14 protein-coding genes and 1 pseudogene are annotated in these 20,871 nt (G+C 62.5%); 12 read left to right on the top strand and 3 right to left on the bottom strand.

All coding sequences use genetic code 11. The features are described 5' to 3' along the window. Nucleotides 1-405 precede the first annotated feature (405 nt). Complete coding sequence (locus C7C56_RS00700) at nt 406-1,662, top strand: ABC transporter substrate-binding protein (protein ID WP_106755586.1); 1,257 nt, start codon at nt 406-408, stop codon at nt 1,660-1,662. A 184-nt stretch (nt 1,663-1,846) separates the two neighbouring features. On the opposite strand, the gene C7C56_RS00695 is transcribed toward C7C56_RS00700, so the two are convergent. Continuing rightward, nucleotides 1,847-4,081: an NADP-dependent isocitrate dehydrogenase gene (locus C7C56_RS00695; RefSeq protein ID WP_106755585.1), complete on the bottom strand. Its 2,235-nt coding sequence runs from the start codon at nt 4,079-4,081 to the stop codon at nt 1,847-1,849. 255 nt (nt 4,082-4,336) lie between these two features. Here C7C56_RS00695 and C7C56_RS00690 point away from each other — a divergent pair, with 255 nt between their 5' ends. Both C7C56_RS00690 and C7C56_RS27840 read left to right on the top strand, forming a co-directional pair. After that, a complete protein-coding gene (locus C7C56_RS00690; protein ID WP_106755584.1) occupies nt 4,337-4,606 on the top strand; it encodes a hypothetical protein in 270 nt (89 codons plus the stop codon). A 288-nt stretch (nt 4,607-4,894) separates the two neighbouring features. Then, nucleotides 4,895-5,929 (top strand): beta propeller repeat protein, encoded by a 1,035-nt coding sequence (locus C7C56_RS27840; protein ID WP_146204215.1) that lies wholly within the window; start codon nt 4,895-4,897, stop codon nt 5,927-5,929. A 106-nt stretch (nt 5,930-6,035) separates the two neighbouring features. On the opposite strand, the gene C7C56_RS00680 is transcribed toward C7C56_RS27840, so the two are convergent. Beyond that, nucleotides 6,036-8,045, bottom strand: coding sequence for a M13 family metallopeptidase (locus C7C56_RS00680; protein ID WP_106755582.1), 2,010 nt, complete (start codon nt 8,043-8,045; stop codon nt 6,036-6,038). 329 nt (nt 8,046-8,374) lie between these two features. Between C7C56_RS00680 and C7C56_RS00675 the strand changes: the two genes are divergently transcribed. The 9 genes and pseudogenes from C7C56_RS00675 to pdeM all read left to right on the top strand — a co-directional run bounded on the left by C7C56_RS00675 (nt 8,375) and on the right by pdeM (nt 19,622). After that, a complete protein-coding gene (locus C7C56_RS00675; RefSeq protein ID WP_106755581.1) occupies nt 8,375-9,130 on the top strand; it encodes a DUF3348 family protein in 756 nt (251 codons plus the stop codon). Then, nucleotides 9,123-11,282, top strand: coding sequence for a DUF802 domain-containing protein (locus C7C56_RS00670; RefSeq protein WP_106755580.1), 2,160 nt, complete (start codon nt 9,123-9,125; stop codon nt 11,280-11,282). The genes C7C56_RS00675 and C7C56_RS00670 overlap by 8 nt, the downstream gene beginning before the upstream one ends. After that, on the top strand, nt 11,282-11,917 hold the full coding sequence (locus tag C7C56_RS00665) for an OmpA family protein (RefSeq protein WP_106755579.1): 636 nt from the start codon (nt 11,282-11,284) through the stop codon (nt 11,915-11,917). The genes C7C56_RS00670 and C7C56_RS00665 overlap by 1 nt, the downstream gene beginning before the upstream one ends. After that, nucleotides 11,910-12,695 carry a DUF2894 domain-containing protein gene (locus C7C56_RS00660; protein WP_181372961.1) on the top strand — a complete coding sequence of 262 codons (786 nt, stop codon included), beginning with the start codon at nt 11,910-11,912 and terminating at the stop codon, nt 12,693-12,695. The genes C7C56_RS00665 and C7C56_RS00660 overlap by 8 nt, the downstream gene beginning before the upstream one ends. Nucleotides 12,696-12,820: 125 nt before the next feature. Continuing rightward, nucleotides 12,821-12,943, top strand: a pseudogene (locus tag C7C56_RS30625) (IS3-like element ISKpn18 family transposase); the annotation flags it as partial. A 737-nt stretch (nt 12,944-13,680) separates the two neighbouring features. After that, on the top strand, nt 13,681-14,733 hold the full coding sequence (locus C7C56_RS00650) for a ligase-associated DNA damage response exonuclease (RefSeq protein ID WP_106755577.1): 1,053 nt from the start codon (nt 13,681-13,683) through the stop codon (nt 14,731-14,733). Then, entirely contained in the window at nt 14,726-16,354 is a 1,629-nt protein-coding gene (locus C7C56_RS00645; protein WP_106755576.1) for an ATP-dependent DNA ligase, read from the top strand. Before C7C56_RS00650 ends, C7C56_RS00645 begins: the two co-directional genes overlap by 8 nt. Then, nucleotides 16,351-18,933 carry a ligase-associated DNA damage response DEXH box helicase gene (locus C7C56_RS00640; RefSeq protein WP_106755575.1) on the top strand — a complete coding sequence of 861 codons (2,583 nt, stop codon included), beginning with the start codon at nt 16,351-16,353 and terminating at the stop codon, nt 18,931-18,933. The genes C7C56_RS00645 and C7C56_RS00640 overlap by 4 nt, the downstream gene beginning before the upstream one ends. A gap of 5 nt (nt 18,934-18,938) precedes the next feature. Further along, the gene (gene pdeM / locus C7C56_RS00635) at nt 18,939-19,622 is read left to right on the top strand and encodes a ligase-associated DNA damage response endonuclease PdeM (RefSeq protein ID WP_106755574.1); all 684 of its coding nucleotides are present in this window, start codon (nt 18,939-18,941) and stop codon (nt 19,620-19,622) included. A 187-nt stretch (nt 19,623-19,809) separates the two neighbouring features. Here pdeM and C7C56_RS27835 read toward each other — a convergent pair whose 3' ends face one another. Continuing rightward, nucleotides 19,810-20,229, bottom strand: coding sequence for a hypothetical protein (locus C7C56_RS27835; RefSeq protein WP_146204214.1), 420 nt, complete (start codon nt 20,227-20,229; stop codon nt 19,810-19,812). Between the last annotated feature and the right edge of the window lie 642 nt (nt 20,230-20,871).

The raw sequence follows: 20,871 nt of genomic DNA, 5'->3' as shown, positions 1-20,871 counted from the left end.
GATTCGACAGGGGCGGGCCGCTGAGGGCGAGCGCCATAATGAAGGGGACCAGCCGAAGGGGACCAGTTGAAGGGGACCAGCGCTGACCGCACCACAACTGAGAGGCTGAGAGTCTTTCGATCATGCCCGCCCATCACGCCAGAAAGCGCCAGTTCCTCGTTGCAAATGCTCGCCATAGCCCGCTATGGCTGTGCTTTGCGCCTCGATCTGCCGCTTTCTGGCGGGCTGCTCGGGCACGCTCGAAAAACTCTCAGCCTCTGACCGGAAATCCACGTTGTTTTGTGGGGGGCCTGCGCAAGGGCAGCGTTGAGGGCGATAACAAAAATAAGCGATCGCCGGCACTGGACAGACCGCACTCGAGCTTGATGACAAGCCTTTTATGTGATTTTCTGGAGGAGATGAACGATGAGCATCAACAAAAAAATAAAGTTGGCGGCCTTGCTGTGCGCCTTGGGCGCGACTGGCGTTTCATATGCGCAGGAGGACAAATCGGTGGAGGTGGTGCACTGGTGGACCTCCGGCGGCGAAGCGGCCGCGCTCAAGATACTGAAGGATGACGTCGTCAAGCGTGGATTCATCTGGAAGGATAGCGCGATCGCCGGCGGCGGCGAGCCGCCGCCGGCCAAGCTGCGCTCGCGTGCCGCGTCGGGCAATTCGCCCGACGCGATGCAGATGCTCGGCTTTACCATCACCGACTACGCCGAGGAAGGCTTGCTCGGAAACGTGGACGCGGTGGCCAACAAAGAAGGCTGGGACAAGGTGGTGCCCCTGCCGCTGCAAAAATTCTCCAAGCACAAGGGGAAGTGGGTGGCGGCGCCGGTCAACATCCACCGCACCAACTGGATCTGGGCCAACAAGGCCATCTTCGACGAACTCAAGCTGCCCGTGCCGAAGACCTTCGACGCGCTGGTCGCGCATGCCGAAAAGATCCGCAAGGCCGGCTACATTCCGCTCGCGCACGGCGGCCAGCCGTGGCAGGAAGCGATCATCTTCGACAGCGCCGTGATGTCGGCAGGTGGCCCCAAATTCTACAAGCAAGCCATGGTCGACCTCGATCCGGTGGCGCTGGGCAGCAAGACGATGGAACAGGCCTTCGCGCAGATGCAAAAGCTGCGCACGATGGTCGACCCGAATTTCCCGGGCCGCAATTGGAACGTGGCCACGTCGATGGTCTACCACAAGAAGGCCGCGATGCAGATCATGGGCGACTGGGCCAAGGGGGAATTTGCCAAAGGCAACATGAAGCCCAATGTCGATTACCTGTGCTTCCAGTATCCGGGCACCGATGGCACCTTCATCTTCATTGCCGACCAGTTTGCGATCTTGAAGGGAAGCGACAAACGGACGGAGGGCCAGGCCGAGTTCGCCAGCGCGGTGATGGACAAGGGCTTCCAGGAAAAGTTCAATATGGTCAAGGGTTCGGTGCCGGCGCGCACGGACGTGTCGATGGACCGGTTCGACGACTGCGGCAAAAAATCGATGTCCGACCTGAAGCAGGCTTTAAAGGCCGGCACCATGGTGGGCAGCTATGCCCAAGGGCATGCCATGCCGGGGCCGGTCAAGACGGCCGTGACGGATGTGGTGAGCAAGTTCTTCAACTCGGACAAATCGCCGGCCGAGGCGACCAAGCAATTGGTGGCCGCGGTTAAGAACAGCAAGTAGTAAGCGCGTTCGCGGCGCGACCGCGGCACGCCAAAAGCCGGCGTGCACGCGCGCTCCCCTGCTCAATGAAACAAATGCGAAAAGGCCGCCCGGGGGCGGCCTTTTCACATGTTGCTGACACTGGGAACCGGCCCTTGCAAAGGCCGGCCCGCAGACGGACGATGAATCGCCCGTCCCCGCCCCCTTAAGCGCCCAATGCCTGCACCGCCGCATTGAAGGTCGCGCTCGGGCGCATGACCGCCGTCACCTTGGCTTCGTCGAGCTTGTAGTAACCGCCCACGTCCACCGCCTTGCCCTGCACTTCGAGCATCTCGGCAACGATTTTTTGCTCATTGTCGGCCAGCGACTTGGCCAGCGGCGCGAAGTGCGCGGCCAATTCGGCATCGTCCGTCTGCGCGGCAAGTTCCTGCGCCCAGAACAGCGACAGGTAGAACTGGCTGCCCCGGTTGTCGAGTTCGCCGGTTTTCGGCGACGGCGACTTGCGCTTGTCGAGCAGCGAGCCGGTGGCCGCGTCGAGCGTGTTGGCCAGGACCGTGGCCTTCTTGTTGCCGGTCTTCAGTCCCATGTCTTCGAAGCTCACCGCCAGCGCCAAAAATTCGCCCAGTGAATCCCAGCGCAGGTGATTCTCCTCCACCAGCTGTTGCACGTGCTTGGGGGCCGAGCCGCCGGCGCCCGTTTCGTACATGCCGCCGCCGGCCATCAGCGGAACGATCGACAACATCTTGGCGCTGGTGCCCAGCTCCAGGATCGGGAACAGGTCGGTCAGGTAGTCGCGCAGGATGTTGCCGGTCACCGAGATGGTGTCGAGGCCGCGGCTGACGCGCTCGAGCGTGTAGCGCATGGCGCGCACTTGCGACATGATCCGGATTTCCAGGCCGTCCGTGTCGTGGTCTTTCAGGTAGGTGTTGACTTTCTTAATCAGCTCGTTTTCGTGCGGACGGTACGGGTCGAGCCAGAACACGGCAGGCATGCCCGAGTTGCGCGCGCGCGTGACGGCCAGCTTGACCCAGTCGCGGATCGGCGCATCCTTGACCTGGCACATGCGCCAGATGTCGCCCTGCTCGACGTTCTGGGTCAGCAGCACTTCGCCGCTGGCCAGGTCGGTGATGTTGGCGACGCCGTCTTCCGGCATTTCGAACGTCTTGTCGTGCGAGCCATATTCCTCGGCCTTCTGGGCCATCAGGCCCACGTTAGGCACCGTGCCCATGGTGCTCGGGTCGAACGCGCCATGCCATTTGCAAAAGTTGATGATTTCCTGGTAGATCCGGGCGAAGGTGCTCTCCGGGATGACCGCCTTGACTTCCTTGAGGCGTCCGTCGGCGCCGTACATCTTGCCCCCGGCGCGGATCATGGCCGGCATGGATGCGTCGACGATCACGTCGTTGGGCGAATGAAAGTTGGTGATGCCCTTGGCCGAATCGACCATGGCCAGCGCCGGGCGGTGTTCCTGGCAGGCGTGCAGGTCGCGCACGATTTCATCGCGCTGCGATGCCGGCAGGGTGGCGATCTTGCTGTGCAGGTCGGCCATGCCGTTGTTGACGTTCACGTCCAGGCTGTCGAACAGTTCCTGGTGCTTCTCGAACGCCTCCTTGTAGAACATGCGCACGCAGTGGCCGAAGACGATCGGGTGCGACACCTTCATCATGGTGGCCTTGACGTGCAGCGAGAACAGCACGCCGGTCTTGTGCGCGTCTTCGATCTGCGCCTCGTAGAACGCCAGCAGCGCCTTGCGGCTCATGAACATCGAATCGATGATCTCTCCGTCGAGCAGCGCGACCTTCTGTTTCAGGACGATCGTCTTGCCGCTCTTGGTGATCAGTTCCATCTTCACGTCGCGCGCGCCGCTGATGGTCATCGATTTTTCGCCATGGTAGAAGTCACCGCTGGTCATGTGGGACACGTGGGTGCGCGACGCCTGCGACCATTCACCCATCGAATGGGGGCTCTTCTTGGCCGCCTCTTTGACCGCGCGCGGGGCGCGGCGGTCGGAGTTTCCCTCACGCAGGACCGGATTCACGGACGAGCCGATGCAACTGCCGTAGCGCACCTTGATGGCCTTTTGCTCGTCGTTTTCGGGATCTTCCGGGTAGTCGGGAATGGCGTAGCCCTTGTCCTGCAGTTCCTTGATGGCCGCCCGCAACTGCGACACGGATGCGCTGATGTTCGGCAGCTTGATGATGTTCGCCTCGGGCCGCAGCGTCAGCTTGCCCAGTTCGATCATCGAGTCGGTCACGCGCTGCTCGGCGGTGAGATTTTCCGGGAAGGCGGCCAGGATGCGTGCCGCGACCGAAATGTCGCTCGCTTCGATGCGGATGCCGGCCGGCTTGGCGAACGCCGTGACAACCGGCAGGAAGGCGTGGGTCGCCAACAGCGGCGCCTCGTCAGTCAACGTGTAAATGATGGTTTGATCACTGCTCATGGGCTTTTGCTCGGTTCTGGCGAATGGATGATTCGCGATATTGGGAAAATATCCGGCCGCCCGTCTTGCGGTCGGCACGAAATCTTTGGGTCGGCCATTCGACCGCTCTGGACTGCAATGATATCGCAGAAAAGACAGTTGGGATTCACATCATGAAATTTCATTTCACGATACACGGAAGAAAGGGGCAGTTTGGCACAGTGGGGATCTGAGGGCGCTGCAAACCACGTCCAAACCGGAGGGGTCAAGACGCGCATGCTTTCGCAGCGCATCCCGTTTGGCGCCGAACATCTCTTCAACGTCCAGCAGATCGCCGATGCGACGCTCTACACGCTGCAAAAACTCGGTGCCCGCGACTACCTCGATTTCGCGGTGCTCGCGACCGATTTCGAGCTGCTGGCCAAGGCGATGAAGCAGCCGATGCCCACGCTGAAAACCGCCGCCGAGCTGACCGGCGACTTATTCACGGCGGCCAAGGGATGGCCGCAGGTGAAGAGCGATAATTGGGGGCGCGCGGTTTTCTAGGGCGGGTTTGCAAGTTCAACCGCAACGGCAGTGCGTCGAGCGCGCTGCTTGATGCTTGATGCTTGATGCTTGAGTATCTTGATCTCGTCTCGGTTGGCACGCAGGGTCCGTTGCGGCGTAAAACTAAGCTGCTCGCCGTTAGCGTATTTTTTTAACCCCGTTTGCCGAAACCGGCCGTTTAACTACGCATACAGGGTCGTCCCGCATCCTGACAACAGAGGAACGCCCCATGAAATGGGCACTGCCTATCCTTAAGTTCACGCGCAGAAAAACCTATATCGGATATTTATGACTCCACGCGCCTTCCTGTGCACACTTATTCTAATACTTGGTGCGCCTTCCACACATGCGATAGCGCCTCCAGCGCCGACCCATTACATCGTCGGCTTGGTCGCCCTGCCCAACGGCGAGTTGCTCTTGCAGCATTCGCACGGCATATTCCGCAAAGGTCCTGCGGAAACCACATGGAAGCATGTACTCAACGTAAGGGAAACCCGCCGCGTGATCGCCACTCGTAAAGAAGTCTACGCCGTTGCCTATGATGGGCTCTTTGTTTCGCTAGACCGAGGAGCAAGCTGGACGAAACGGGAACCGCATGAGCTTGAGTGGATCGGCGACGATGGCACGCTCCACGGTTGCTCACAACATGGCGAGGAAGCCAGCATCGACCAGGGTCGCACCTGGCATCCGCCCCGCGTGCGTCACCCCATTCCACGCACGCATCCCTTGTTCTGCAGGGCAACCACTTACTACCAAGCAGCAAATAAGCAGCATGAGTATGAGATCGGTCACAATGGCCGCCTGTATTACAGAAGCGGCGCTGGCGAGCGCTGGACTGAACGGCGGGTTCGGAAGCAGTTTTCAGCCAACGAATACCTCGGTCAATTGCATGTCGGCAGCAATGGCGTCGTCTACCTCAATACCATGATCATCCCGAAGGATGACAACTCGAACGCCCCGTCCGTACACAAGCTCTACATGAGCCGGGACCGAGGGCAACGCTGGGAACCGATCTCGGGAAACGCGTCGAAGATCAAGCCAGTCAATCTCCAGATGTGGGCGATCCGGAACAATACGCTGTTGATGACATGCGAAACCCGCCAACGCAACGAAAAACAACTGTGCGAGGCACTCGACAGCAACCCCAATCGCGTCGTCATCACGGCGGCCAAGGTTGACTCCTCGTCGCTGGTTGCAGGGCTTGACGGCGCGATCTATGGGTATCAACAGAACGAGGTAAAGCAGCTCGAACCCGATGGCAAAAGCTGGCGCGTGCTGGGGCTGAAGGGTGTGCCTGAATCGTTTGGGGAGCTCCGTAAATAGGGCTTTGCATGCGCCCCTGGAATCAATCAAGCGCCTGGAAACACACAGGGCTCAATTGCGCGCGATGCGCAATTGAGCCCTCGGGCGCCTGGCAAAGCGCGCTCGCTTACCAGATCGACACGCGGTCCTTCGGCGCCACGTACATCTTGTCGCCTTCCTTGATCCCGAACGCCTCGTGGAAGGCCGGATGGTTGATCACCGCGCCGCTGGCGCGGTACATGCCCGGCGAATGCGGACCGACCTTGAGCTGGTTGATCATCGCCTCATCCCGCATCTTGATGCGCCACACCTGCGCCCAGCCCATGAAGAAGCGCTGGTCGCCGGTGAGGCCATCGATCACCGGAGCCGGCTTGCCACCCAGCGAAATCTGGTACGCCTTGTGCGCGATGAAGATGCCGGAATTGTCGCCGATGTTCTCGCCCAGGCCCAGCTGGCCATTGACGTTATAGCCCGGCAATGGCGAATAGGCGCTGTACTGCTTGACCAGCATCTGGGTGCGCTCCTTGAACCTGGCGCGGTCTTGCGCAGTCCACCAGTCGCGCAGGTTGCCGTCGCCGTCGGACTGGCTGCCCGAGTCGTCGAAGCCGTGCCCGATTTCGTGGCCGATCACCGCGCCAATGGCGCCGTAGTTCACCGCGTCGTCGGCGCGCATGTCGAAATATGGCGGCTGCAGGATCGCGGCCGGGAACACGATCTCGTTCATGGTCGAGCTGTAGTAGGCGTTGACCGTTTGCGGCGTCATGCCCCACTCTTCGCGGTCGATCGGCTTGCCCAGCTTGGCCAGGCCGCGCTTGTAGTCGAAGGTGCTGGCGCGCATCATGTTGCCGACCAGGTCGTTCGGCTTGATGGCCAGGGTCGTATAGTCGCGCCATTTGTTCGGATAGCCGATCTTGGGCGTGAACTTGGCCAGCTTGGCCTGCGCTTCCTTCTTGGTCTCGGGCCCCATCCACTCGAGCGTCTCGATGCTCTGACGGTATGCTTCGACCAGGTTCTTTACCAGCGTGTCCATGCGCGCCTTGCGCTCGGCCGGGAAATGCTGGGTGACATACTGCTTGCCCACCGCTTCGCCCAGCGCGTCTTCGACACCGGCCACCGCCCGCTTCCACAGCGGCAGGTTCTGGGCGACGCCGTTGAGCGTGGTCCTGTAGAAAGCGAAGTTTTCGTCGACGAAAGGCTTCGACAGGTAGGGGGCATAGGCGCGCACCAGTTGCCATTCCAGGTAGGACTTGAGCGTCGCCAGCTCGGCTTGGTCGATGGCGCGGCTCATGCCGGTCATATAGGTTGGCTGGGCAACAATCACATAGTCGGCCTTGCCCATGCCGGCGGCGTCGGCCGCGGCCTTCCAGTCGAACCCGGGGGCCGTTTCGGCAAGCTTGGCGATGGTCATCTTGTTGTAGCGCTTGACGGGGTCGCGGTTTTCGACCCGGGACCATTGCACCTTGGCCAGTTCAGTCTCGAACGCCATGATGTCGGCGGCGGCCTTGGCCGCGTCCGCGCGGCCAACCATGCCGAGAATGGTTTCCATATGCTTGAGGTACTTGGCGCGGATATCGACCATGCGCGCCTCGTCCTTGAGGTAGTAATCGCGGTCGGGCAGGCCCAGTCCGCGCTGGCCGAGGTAGGCCGCATAGCGGGTCGATTCGCGCGCATCCTGGCCGACGCGCATGCCGAAAGGCGTCGCCACGCCGATCATCGACAGCCGCGACATCAGGGCCGGCAACGCTTTCTTGTCCTTCATGCCGCGGATCTTGGCCAGTTCGCCTGCCAGCGGCTTGTAGCCCAGCTGCGCGCGCTTGGCTTCATCCATATAGCTGGCGTACATGTCGCCGATCTTGCGTGCTTCCGGCCCCGCCTTCTTGTCGTCGCGGGCCGCTTCGATGATGGCGCGCACCTGTGGCTGGATAGCGTCGTTCACCATGGCGCCGGTGCCGTAGCTTGGCTTGTCTGCGGGAATCTCGGTCGTCTTGAGCCACTTGCCGTTCACGTAGCCGAAAAAGTCATCCTGGACCCGTACGGAGGGATCGACGTATTGCATCTCGATGCCCGAGGTGGGCGTGGCGGTGGCGAAGGCCGCCATCAGGCTGAGGGTCAGGGTGCTAAGCAAGTATCGTTTCACGGTAAGTCCTTTGGAGGCTGGATTTCAGACGGTAAAGACACAAAAAAAGCGGCTTGTGACCGCTGTAGACAAAGTTGGGAATGAACATCATGCGCCGGGCTGGCCGGTGGTGTCAACCCGCCGCCCGGCTTGTAACTACAACAGGGACGAACCGGTCGGCGTGGTCGTTGGTTTGGGTGTTGCCCACTAATGAGGCCCGACGCATTTGAGTTTCCCCCTCGTAGTCGATATAATCCGGGGGCTCTATTTCCTAGAAATAAGGCAACAGCCCGCGTGTTGGCGTCTGCATCCAGACACCTGCCTCCGTTTCGATCCTCACTGCCTGCGCCATGACGCGCGACCTTCCTCGTCCAAATTTCCATAGTTCCCAACTCATCCGCTGCCTTGCTGAGCTCGACCTGTTGGAAGGCGCCGAGCCGGCGGGTGACTTTGCGGACGAGCTGGGACAGTGGATGCACTTTACCGACGCGATCGCCCTATCGTCCGTGCTGGAGAGCGGCATGGCCAAGGTGCCGGCGCAGAGTCCGGCGCTGCGTGAAGCAACTGGCGCGCGCCTGGTTGCCGAATTCGAGCGGATACGCGCGTTCATGGTCAATTCGATCACGAAAAGCTGCGCGCCCACGGGCGGCAATACGGCCATCAAGCTACCGCTGCCGCTCGAGCCGGAGGTATCGTATGCACCCTACCGGCGCTTCTACGAAGCGCACCAGCGCGACATGGAGCTGAGCGTCGAGCCGCTGCGCGTGAACCTGCGCGCCGCGCTGGCCCAGGCCTCGCCCCGCCTCAGGAAGCTGGCCGAACTCGACGTCGTGATGGAAAAATTCTTGCGCGAGCGTGAAAGCCGGCTGCTGGCCAGGGTGCCGCGGCTACTGCAAAAACGCTTCGATGCCCAGTACGCCGCGCATCAGGAACAGCTCGCCGCAAGCGGCCAACCCGACAATCCAGCGTCCTGGATGCATCCCGGCGGCTGGCTGGCCCGCTTCTGCCAGACCCTGCAAACGCTGCTGCTGGCCGAAGCTGAACTGCGCTTGCAGCCAAGCGCAGGACTCCTGGAAGCATTCAATCAACAAAAAGACCATGAATAAACATCTGTTCAACCTTGCCTTCTTCACAGGCGCGTTCACGGTCATCTGGGTCGGCTTAGGCTTCATCGATTCCAGCGTCCTGGCACTGGCGATGACGGCGTTGATCTTCGCCGTGTATCTTGCCGGCGCCCTCGAGCTGCACCGCTTCCGGCAGGCAACGGCCAGCCTCACGATGGCCTTGCACGCGATCCCGGACGACCTCCCGGACTTGACCCGCCTATTGTCCGGCGTGGACGGTTCGCTGCAGCATCCCGTGCGCCTGCGTATCGAGGGCGAGCGTGCCGCCCTGCCCGGCCCTTCCCTGACGCCCTATCTGGTCGGCTTGCTGGTCATGCTGGGAATGCTCGGCACCTTCCTCGGGATGGTCGTCACATTCAAGGGAGCAGTCTTCACCCTGGAAAAAACTGCCGACCTGGAAGCGATGCGCTCGGCATTGGCAGTGCCGGTAAAGGGCCTCGGCCTCGCTTTCGGCACCTCGGTCGCCGGTGTGGCGGCCTCGGCGGTGCTGGGCCTGATGTCCGCGCTCTGCCGTCGCGAGCGGATGCAGGCGGGCCAGCTCCTCGATGCCAAGGCCGCCACTGTGCTGAGCTGCTTCTCGCATGCCCGTCAGCGCGAGCAAACTTTCCGGGCGCTGCAGTTGCAGTCCGAGGCCCTGCCGCAAGTGGTCGACAAGCTGCAGGCAATGATGCTGCAAATCGAAGCGATGAGCGGGCAGCTGAACCAACGCTTGCTCGCCAATCAAGAACAGTTCCACAGCAGTGCAAGCGAGGCTTACACGGCGCTCGCGCGTTCCGTCGACACATCGCTGCGTGAAAGCCTGGCAGGCAGCGCGCAGGCGGCCGGCGAGAGCATCAGGCCGGTATTCGAAGCGGCGATGCATGGCATCGCGCAGGAAGCGATAGCCATGCACGAGCGCACTGCCGGCACCGTGCAGCATCAGCTCGACGGCCTGGCCGATCGCTTCAGCGTCGCCACCGCCAGCGTCGCCGAGACCTGGAACGCCGCGCTCGACAGCCAGAAACACGCCAACCACAGCCTCGCCACCGACATGGGGCGTTCCCTGGAAGCGTTCAGCGCCTCGTTCGACCAACGCGCAGGCGCACTGGTCGCCACGGTCGGCGACGCGTACACCGGCCTGCAGGCCGGGCAGGCAGCGCAGGATGCGCAGCGCCAGCAGGCATGGACGCAGTCGCTGGAGGCAATGGCGGCAACGCTCAGTCGCGAATTGCAGGAAAGCGGCACCCAGATGCTCGCCCGGCAGCGGGAAATTTGCACCGCCGTCACGCACGCCGTGCAGGAACTTGCCAATCAAGTCCAGGCCGACGCGGACAAGTCGCGGGCCGACACCGCGCGCCTGGTCACCACGGCCGAAGACTTGATGCGCTCGCGAATCGCCGCCGAAGCGCAGTGGCTCGACCAGCACCGCGAGCGCATGGACCAGCTGGCCGGCCTGCTGCGGGCCGAACTGGGCGCGCTGCGCGAGCAGGAGGCCGCGCGTGGCGACGCGGCGGTGGCGCACCTGGGAGAACTGCAATCGGCCGTCACCACGCACCTGACAACGCTGGGCACCGCGCTGGAACAACCGATCACGCGTTTGATCGAAACCGCCGCCGAGGCCCCGCGCGCAGCCGCCGAAGTGATCGGCCAGCTGCGCCAGGAAATCTCCCACAGCGTGGCGCGCGACAATGCTCTGCTGGAAGAGCGCGGCCGCATCATGGAAACCCTGAATGGGCTGCTGGACGCCATCAACCATGCGTCGCACGAGCAGCGCACGGTGATCGACTCGCTGGTGGCCTCGTCGTCCGTGAAGCTCGATGCCGCCAGCACCGCGTTCTCCGCGAACATCGCCGGCGAGTCAGGCAAGCTTGCCGAGATTGCCGCCAACGTCACCAGCAGCGCGGTGGATGTGGCCAGCCTGGCGGACGCGTTTGGCGTGGCGGTGCACTCCTTCAATGTCGCGAATGAAAAACTCGGATCCAACCTCGACCGCATCGAGGTCGCACTCGACAAATCGATGACGCGCAGTGATGGGCAACTGGCCTACTACGTCGCACAGGCGCGCGAGATCATCGACCTCTCCATGAGTTCGCAAAAGTCGATCGTCGAAGAGTTGCGCCAGCTGCCTGCCATGCTGGCGGACGAAAGTAGATGATGGAGGAACTGGACGCATCCGAAGCCAGTGCGCCGGTCTGGGCGGTTTTTGGCGACCTGATGTCGGGCCTGCTGGGCGCATTCGTGCTGCTGCTGGTGGCGGTGGTTGGCCTGCAGATGGAGTTGACCACCAGCCTGCAGGAAGAAGTGAAGAAGCGGCAGGCCGAAGAACAGCGCCGCCTGACGCTCGAGAAAGCCTTGGCGGTTCCGCTGGCGAGCGGCCGCATCACCCTCAACAATGGCCGCATCGGCATTAGTGGCCAGGTACTGTTCGCCCAAAATTCGGACCAGTTGCAGCCGGATGGCCGTCAGTTGCTGAGCAGCTTGGTGGGACCGCTGCGCGCCTATCTCACCGCGCGCGACGAGATGTTGATGGTCAGTGGCTTTACCGACGACAAGGCGATCCGCAACGGTCCGTTTACGGATAACTGGGAACTGTCGGCACAGCGCGCGTTGACGGTCACGCGCACGCTGGTCGAGCAAGGGATGCCTTCGTCGATGGTGTTTGCCGCCGCATTCGGTTCCGAGCAGCCGGTGAAACCGAACACCGATGACGCCGCGCGCGCGCAGAACCGGCGGGTGGAGATGGCGCCGGTACCCAAGTCCGCTCCTGCCAAAGCGCCTTCCGATGCGTGACGTCGCTGTTCCGGCCTTGGATTCCGAGCAGACCGTGCCGCAATCGCGCCTTGATGCACTACTTGCAAGCATGAGGTCTCAGGGCGGCGAACGCTTCGATGCTGCAGGTTGGCACTATCTCGACACGTTGGCACGGCGCGCGGAGGTGCATGAAGGGAGCGTGCGGCGCATGCTGGAGGCCAAGCTCGAGCGGGCGGCGGCCTCATTTGCCGAGCGATTCGCGCAGGCGCGCGCCGCTGCGGCCGAGCTTCTTGCGACGACTTGCGAGAAGCATCCACAAGCGGCCGACGAGCTGCAGCGACTGTTTGCGGCCAGCGATTTCAAAGGGTTGCGGTATTTCCGGGCCACGCTGGATGCGCGCGAGCAATGCGCGGCATTGACTGGGCTGGTATCGCAACTCGAACCGGCCTTGGCCGGTGGTCCGGGGCATCCGCCCGCGCATCAAGCAACATCGAGGACAACCGTGGCCGGATCCCCAAACCTCGAACTGAAGACCGTCCGCGAATCACGCGCCACCTGGGCCAGGATGAGCGTCGACAAACAGCTGTCACTGGCCATCCAACAGGCCCCGAAAAATGCCGGCCCGATCAATTCCCACATGCTGATACTGCGCTCGCTGGCCATGATGCAGGAAATCTCGCCGGATTACCTGGGTCGCTTTGTGTCTTACGTTGATGCGCTGCTCTTGTTGGATCCGGGCGAAAAGGATGTGCCGGTCAAGCGGAAAAAAGCACCGCCTGCGAAGGCAGCCAAGTCGACTAAGGCGGCGAAAAAATGATGCGTGGACTTTGAGGGTTAGCTTAGCCTTGCAAGGGCCAGAGGGTCGGTGTGAGGCACCCGGGTTTCATGGACTATGCCAGCGAGATCTACCAGGATCTGCTGGCCGAGCATGGCTTCGGTTGAAGCATGAGCAGAAAGGGTAACTGCTGTGACAATGCCGTTGCTGAGCGCTTCTTCCTGAACCTCAGAATGGAGCGGGTTTGGCGGCGCCATTACGGCAATCACACCGGGGCCAGAAACGACGTCGCCGAAGTGAGGGCGGCCACGTTTCGACTATCAACAAATAGTCATTATTCTATCCCAACTCTTGGCCGATCCCGGCAAAGTGGCGCGCGCGATTCGCGGCATCGCGGCCTCCCGCTGATTCCCGCCGTTGTGTCGTTTGCCGGGACGACACCCCGGGCACCTGTCTGGCCCACCACCATCCTGATCGGGCCGATTTTGGATGCTCGCCGCCATCGTGCGCGCCGCCCTCTTCCATAGGGGGAATGAAGCGAAAATGGCCTGTCGCGCCCGGCCAACGCCTGTCTGCTGACACGCGACCGCCAGCACCACACGCCGTTCCTTGAGTAGACGCAATTTCCCCCAGGATTGCACATTCGACAATGAATATGCGGGCCTACAACAGCGGAGGAAATATGGCAAGCTATTAACTATTTTCTTGTTACTAAGTCTAATGGCGACGCAAATTAAAGGGGGATGGGCAGCATGTCATCAGAGAAGCCACTGCGCCTAATAACGTCGAGCAATTTCTCGCTTCCTCGCGGGCGCCGCACGTGTCGATGGCTCGACTGATTTGTAGCCTGACTACCCATGAGCGAAAACTGGTTATTTCATTCGTGAGAATGCTTTGTTGCCTGAAAAATAATTTATAACCGGCTCACATGGGCGCTCTGTGTGCTGGCGGCGCCTGCGGTGCACGGCGATTACTGCTACCCTTCGGCTATGAATTTAACCCCGCCCAGTTTTCGATCAGGTCCGGCATGAGCGACCTGGTGGTGGTCCGCCGTGCCGGCCTGTATTGCGTGCCGGGTCAGTTCTACATCGACCCGTGGCGCCCGGTCGAGCGTGCCGTGATCACGCATGGTCATGCCGACCACGCCCGCACCGGCCATCAGCATTACCTGGCGGCGGCGCCCGGCGCCGGCATCCTGCGCGCGCGCCTGGGCGCCATCACGCTCGAGGCCCTCGACTACGGCCAGACGGTGACCCACAACGGCGTGACGATTTCGCTGCATCCGGCCGGCCACGTCCTGGGCTCGGCCCAAGTGCGGCTGCAATACCGTGGCGAAGTCTGGGTCGCCTCGGGCGACTACAAGGTCGAGTCCGACGACACCTGCGCTGCCTTCGAGCCGGTGCGTTGCGACACCTTCATCACCGAGTCAACCTTCGGCATGCCGATCTACCGCTGGCAGCCGCAGGCGGTCATCTATGCCGAGATCAATGACTGGTGGCGCGCGAATGCGGCCAACGGGCGCAGCAGCGTGCTGTTCTGTTATTCATTCGGCAAGGCGCAGCGCATCCTGCACGGACTCGATCCGGACATCGGACCGATCATCTGTCACGGTGCGGCCGAACCATTGAACCGCGTCTATCGTGAACAGGGCGTGGCACTGCCGCGGACCCTGACGGCCGCCGCGGTGACCGACAAGGCGCTGCTGGGCCGGGCGCTGGTGATCGCGCCGCCGTCGGCTGCAGGCACACCGTGGATCAAGCGCTTCGGCGACTACAGTGATGCCTTTGCCAGTGGCTGGATGCAGGTGCGCGGTGCGCGCCGGCGCCGCAACGTCGATCGCGGTTTCGTCTTGTCGGACCATGCCGACTGGCCGGGCCTGATGCAGGCGATCAAGGACTCCGAAGCGAAGCGGGTCATCGTCACGCACGGCCAGATCCCGACCATGGTGCGCTGGCTGACGCAAAACGGGCTCGACGCCGGCGCCTTCGAGACCGAATACGGCGGCGACGACCAGCACGAGGATGTGGCACCAGCGCCACCAGCAGCGTCGTCGCCAGAGGCAGCAGCCACCGATGCGTGAATTTGCCCGCCTTTACGCCGCGCTCGACGGCACGACCTCGACCAACCGCAAGCTCGAGGCCATGCAAGATTATTTCCGTACGGCTCCAGCGGTCGACGCTGCCTGGGCCGTGTATTTTCTGGCGGGGGGCAAGCCGCGCCAGGCGGTGCCGACCCGGCTGCTGCGCGAGAGCGCGCTCAGTTGCAGCGGCATCGATGCCTGGCTGTTCGACGAGTGCTATCAGGCCGTCGGCGACCTGGCAGAAACCATTTCCCTGATCCTGCCACCGCCGCTCGAGTACGGTGCCAGCAGCGACATTGGCCTGGCCTGCTGGATGACCGAGCGCATAGCGCCGCTGCGTGGCGCGGCGCCCGAGGTGATCGCGGCGGCGCTGCCGCAATTCTGGAACATGCTGGCTGCGCCCGAGCGCTTCCTGCTGGTCAAGTTGATCGGTGGCGGCTTTAGGGTCGGGGTCTCGAAACTGCTGGTCACGCGCGCTCTGGGCGTGGTGGCCGATGTCGACAGTAAGCTCATCGCCCAACGTCTGCTGGGCTGGACTGATGGTAAGACGAGCCCAACCGCAGAGCGCTTTGCGCAACTGACGGCGCCACCGTCGGCGCAGGAGCACGCCAGCCGTGGCGGCCAGCCGTATCCATTCTTTCTGGCGCATCCATTGCAGGCCGAACCGGCGAGCCTGGGCGGGATCGGCCTGTGGCAGGCCGAATGGAAGTACGACGGCATCCGCGCTCAGCTGGTGCGGCGCGACGGCCAGTGCTGGCTCTGGTCGCGCGGCGAAGAGCTGATCAGCGAGCGCTTTCCGGAACTCGGTGCACTGGCCTTGCCCGATGGTGTCGTCATTGACGGCGAAATCCTGATCTGGAAAAACGCGGCGCCGGCTTCCTTTGCCGACTTACAAAAACGTATCGGCCGCAAGACCGTTTCAGTAAAACTGATGGCCGAGTTGCCGGCCGTGCTGGTGGCCTACGATCTGCTCGAATATCAAGGCGAGGATTTACGCGATAGGACGCAGGCGGCGCGGCGCGCGCTGCTCGAACAAGTCGTGGCCGAAGCCAATCTGCCGGTGCTCAAGCTTTCACCAGTGCTCGTGGCCGAGCACTGGGATGCGCTGGCGCTGCTGCGCGAAAGCGCCCGCGAGCGTGGCGTCGAAGGGATGATGCTCAAGGCCGTCATGGCCCAGTATGGCGTCGGCCGCACCAAGGATGTCGGCATCTGGTGGAAGTGGAAGCTCGACCCCTACAGCGTCGACGCCGTACTGATCTACGCCCAGAGCGGCCACGGCCGCCGAGCCTCGCTCTACTCGGATTACACGTTTGCGGTCTGGGACACGGACGCCGATGGCGTGCGCCGGCTGGTGCCGTTCACCAAGGCTTATTCGGGCTTGACCGATGCCGAGATCGTCGCCGTCGATGCCGTGATTCGCAAGTCCACGATCGAGAAATTCGGTCCGGTACGCAGCGTCAAGCCGAGCATGGTCTTCGAGATCGGCTTCGAGGGTATCGCCGCCTCGAGCCGGCACAAGGCCGGTGTGGCGGTGCGTTTTCCACGCATGCTGCGCCGGCGCGAGGACAAGACGGTCGAGGACGCCGATACGCTCGAGATGCTCAAGGGGTTATTGCCATGAAACCGAGGCGGCGCTCGCTGCGGGCCCAGATCAGCACCCCGGCCGCGGCAGCACCGGCACCGGTCGCTGCGGTGCCTGCCGTGCCGGCGGCCGAAATTGTTCCGGCGACTGATACCGCCGACGCCTGGTTCGCCGTGCGCGAGTGGAAGATCTTTCCGTTCCAGCGCGCGGTCTGGAAAGCTGCGCTGCAAGGCAAGTCTGGCTTGCTGCATGCGACCACCGGCTCCGGTAAAACCTACGCGGTCTGGTTCGCGGCGCTGCAGCGCGCCCAGCGCCTGCAAGCGCAGGAGAAAAAAGCCGGCGCTGGACTGCGCGTGCTGTGGATCACGCCGATGCGGGCGCTGGCCGCCGACACCGCGCGCGCGCTGCAGGGCCCGGTTGCTGACCTGATGCCGCACTGGAGCGTCGGCGTGCGCACCGGCGACACCTCGTCGGCCGAGCGGGCGCGCCAGACCCGGCTGCTGCCGGCGGTACTCATCACGACCCCGGAGAGCCTGTCGCTGCTGCTGTCGAAAGCTGACGCCGCGCTGCAATGCAAGGGGCTCGACATGGTGATCGTCGACGAGTGGCATGAACTGATCGGCAGCAAGCGTGGGGTCCAGACCCAGCTGGCGTTGGCGCGCCTGCGCCAATGGCGACCGGCACTGGTGGTGTGGGGCTTGTCGGCCACCCTGGGTAACTTGCGCCAGGCGCAGGATGCGCTCTTGGGCGTGGATGCCGGGGTGCTGGTCGAAGGCGGGGCGCGTAAAGAGATCGCGTTCGACACCCTGATCCCGGTCAACCCGGCGCGCTTTCCCTGGAGCGGCCATCTCGGCCTGCAGATGCTGCAGCCGGTAATAGACGAGATCGAACAGCACCAGAGCACGCTGGTGTTCACCAACACCCGCGCGCAGGCCGAGATCTGGTACCAGCAGATGCTGGCAGCGCGTCCCGACTGGGCCGGACTGATCGCGCTGCATCATGGCTCGCTCGACAAGTCGGTGCGCGAATGGGTTGAAGCCAGCCTCAAGCAGGGGCATTTAAAGGCCGTGATCTGCACCTCCAGCCTCGATCTGGGGGTCGACTTCCTGCCGGTCGAGCGGGTGCTGCAGATTGGTAGCGCCAAGGGCGTGGCGCGGCTGCTGCAACGCGCCGGGCGCAGCGGCCATGCGCCGGGACGGATTTCGCGCGTGACGCTGGTGCCGACCAATACGCTGGAGCTGCTCGAAGCAGCCGGCGCCCGCACGGCCATCGCTATGCGCCGCATCGAGTCGCGGGCGATTCCAAACCAGCCGCTCGATGTGCTGGTGCAGCACCTGGTGACGATTGCGCTCGGTGGCGGCTTTACGTCCGCGCCGCTGTACGCCGAAGTGCGCAGCGCCTGGTCCTACCGCGATCTGCGTCCGGACGAGTGGCAGTGGGCGCTGGACTTCGTGGCCCGTGGCGGCCAGAGCCTGACGGTGTATCCGGAGTACCGGCGCGTGCTAATGGATGCCGAAGGCGTCTACCGGGTGCCGGACGCAGCACTCGGCCGCCGGCACCGCATGAGCATCGGCACCATCGTCTCGGACGCTTCGGTGCAGGTGAAATATCTCTCTGGCGGGACCATTGGCACGGTTGAGGAATCGTTCATCTCACGCATGCAGAAGGGTGACCATTTCCTGTTTGGCGGACGCCGCCTGGAATTCGTCCGGCTGCATGAAATGAATGCCTACGTCAAGAGCGCCACTGGCAACAAGGGTACCGTGCCGCGCTGGCAGGGTGGCAAGATGCCGCTGTCGTCAGAGCTCGGGCACGCGGTCCTCGAGCGCCTCGGTGAAGCCGCCGCGGGCCGCTACCTTGGCGCCGAGATGCAGGCCGTTAAGCCCTTGCTGGAACTGCAGCAGCGCTGGTCCGGCCTGCCCACCGCACAGCGACTGGTGCTCGAGACCACCACCAGCCGTGAAGGCTGTCACCTGTTTGTCTATCCCTTTGCCGGACGGGCAGTACATGTCGGTCTGGCGTCGCTGATGGCCTACCGGCTGGCGCGGCGCACACCGACCACGTTTTCGATTGCGGTCAACGATTACGGCTTCGAGCTGCTGTCGCCCACGGCCATAGACTGGCAGGCGCTGCTGGCGCAGCCGACGCAGTCGACACAAACGGCACCGGATGGCAGCGACCTGCTGGCCACCGACGACCTGCTGGAAGATGTGCTGGCGAGCCTGAATGCGGGCGAGCTGTCGCAACGGCGCTTCAGGGAAATTGCCCGTATTGCCGGCCTGGTTTTCCAGGGCTTTCCGGGGCAACCGAAGAGCACGCGCCAGTTGCAGGCGTCGTCGGGTTTGTTTTTCGAGGTCTTTCGCCAGCATGATGCGGACAACCTGCTGCTGGGGCAGGCCAGGCGCGAAGTGCTGGAGCAGGAACTGGAAATCGGCCGCCTGCGCGACACACTGGTCGCCTTGCAAGGTCGCCAGCGGGCTTTTTATGTCACTGCCAGGGCGACGCCATTCGCGTTCCCGCTGATGATCGAGCGCCTGCGGGAAAAACTGAGCACCGAAAAACTCTCGGACCGGGTTGCGCGCATGGTGCGCGAACTCGAAAAAGCGGCGAGCATCTGAATCCGATGGAGATCATCTGCGCCAACGAAACCCTGCTGCTGGCGCAACGCGCCATGGTGTGGCCGGCGCAGCGCCTGCTGGTGGTGGCCGATATCCATTTCGGCAAGGCGGCGGCGTTTCGCGCGCTCGGCGTGCCGGTACCAGCGGGCACCACGACGCAGAATCTGGCCATGCTCGACGCCTTGATGGCGGCGCATACGATCGATCACATCTTGTTTCTGGGCGACTTCCTGCATGCAAAAACCTCGCATGCGGTGGCGACACTGGCCGCGATCACGGCCTGGCGCGGCCGCCATCGAGCCCTGCAGCTAACGCTGGTGCGGGGCAATCATGATGATCGCGCCGGCGATCCGCACCCCGGACTGGAGATCGCGGTGGTCGACGAGCCGCATGTGATCGGCCCGTTCGCGTTCTGTCATCATCCGCAACTAAGCGCGCTCGGCCACGTGGTGGCCGGTCACGTGCATCCGGTGCATCGGCTGGCCGCCGCCGGCGACACCGCACGCCTGCCGTGTTTCGTCATCGGCGAACATTGCTCGGTGCTGCCGTCGTTTGGCGCCTTCACCGGCGGTCATCCGGTCGAGCAAACTGTCGCTGAGCGCCTGTACGTCGTCGCCGGCGATCAGGTGTTCGCGGTGCCGGCGCCGGCGCCCGCAACATTGAACGGCAGACGCCGCAGGCGACTGTGAGAAATGCATTTCAAGCGCGTTTTGCGTGCGTGCGCTGATCGGTTTTGATCAACATCTGTTAAAAACATCAGCGGCGCCGCGCGCTTGCACGCGTGCTTTTTAAACGGCCAGCAACGATCACATAACGAATGAAATGGAGCATCATCATGCCGGCACAAGATTACAGAAGGATAGGAAATTCACTACGTCACATCCGCTTCCAGTTATGAGCAGGCTTTGCCACTAAAAGGGGCAGGCGCTGTGCCTGGCCAAGAGGAGAACTATGGATCCGAAAATCGAACATGCCGAGGCCGGGCAACTGTACCAAAAGGCAGGGGATCAACTGGCGCAATGATGCCGGGATGCGGCCCTGGCTGACCCCTATTTCGAAGACGCCACCAGAAGGGGCCATGCACGCGCCAAGTTGGACTTGGCAACTATGATGTCGTTTGGCGCAGGCGGCCCCAAAGATCCGGCACGCGCCAGGGGTTTGATGCTGAATGTTTTTGCTCCTGAAGGTCTTGAACCACTTGACTCCCTTGTGGAGCAACTGCACGCATACGCGGCCGATGGACTTGCCCTTGGAGAGGCTGACCGCGCCGAGCGAGCGGCTGAGAAGGCTGAACAAGCTGTCGAGCTACTGCGCTATGTATAAGACTAAGCGAGTCGCATTGCAGGCCAGCGTATGGCCGAGCTGGCCCGTTCGACTTAGGTTTTCAGAGACGGACGGCTGAAGTCGAACCCATGGGACGATATCAACCCGAGAAGGTTCAGTGGAAACGGCCAAGTTCGTTCTCCTCCAAGTTCGTCCTACCAGGAGGATTTAGTCGTTGCCCACCTCGAATCTCGATGATGCGGTGCGACAATAATCCCAAAGTGAGCCCAAAACTAGAAAACCCCTAAATATAGATGAGCTGAAAAAATGAGCCAGACGAAAAAAAACCCTTGAATTTCAAGGGTTTACTGTCTTTGGCGGAGAGATGGGGATTCGAACCCCAGATAGGGTATTAGCCTAGGGATGCGGGGATTTCAGGGGGACTGCGGGGTTCGCCTCCCTATGAGGACTTCCCGTACTTCCCGTCCAATCCCCTCCAAAATTCCACGAACAATTCCAAAAATTCCAAAGCCAGTTGGGCAATCGTTTAGTTAAAGCAAGTTCCTGGGTTCATTTCACGCGGGGTATACCAAACGATACCGTGCACTTCCTTGAGTATACGTACCTGCTCAGTCCAGATAAGGTGACACTGTTGAGGCCGACCGAAAACTGACC

The sequence above is a fragment of the Massilia glaciei genome (assembly GCF_003011895.2).
Lineage (GTDB): Bacteria > Pseudomonadota > Gammaproteobacteria > Burkholderiales > Burkholderiaceae_D > Telluria_A > Telluria_A glaciei.
This window is presented reverse-complemented; position numbering and strand designations above follow the sequence as displayed.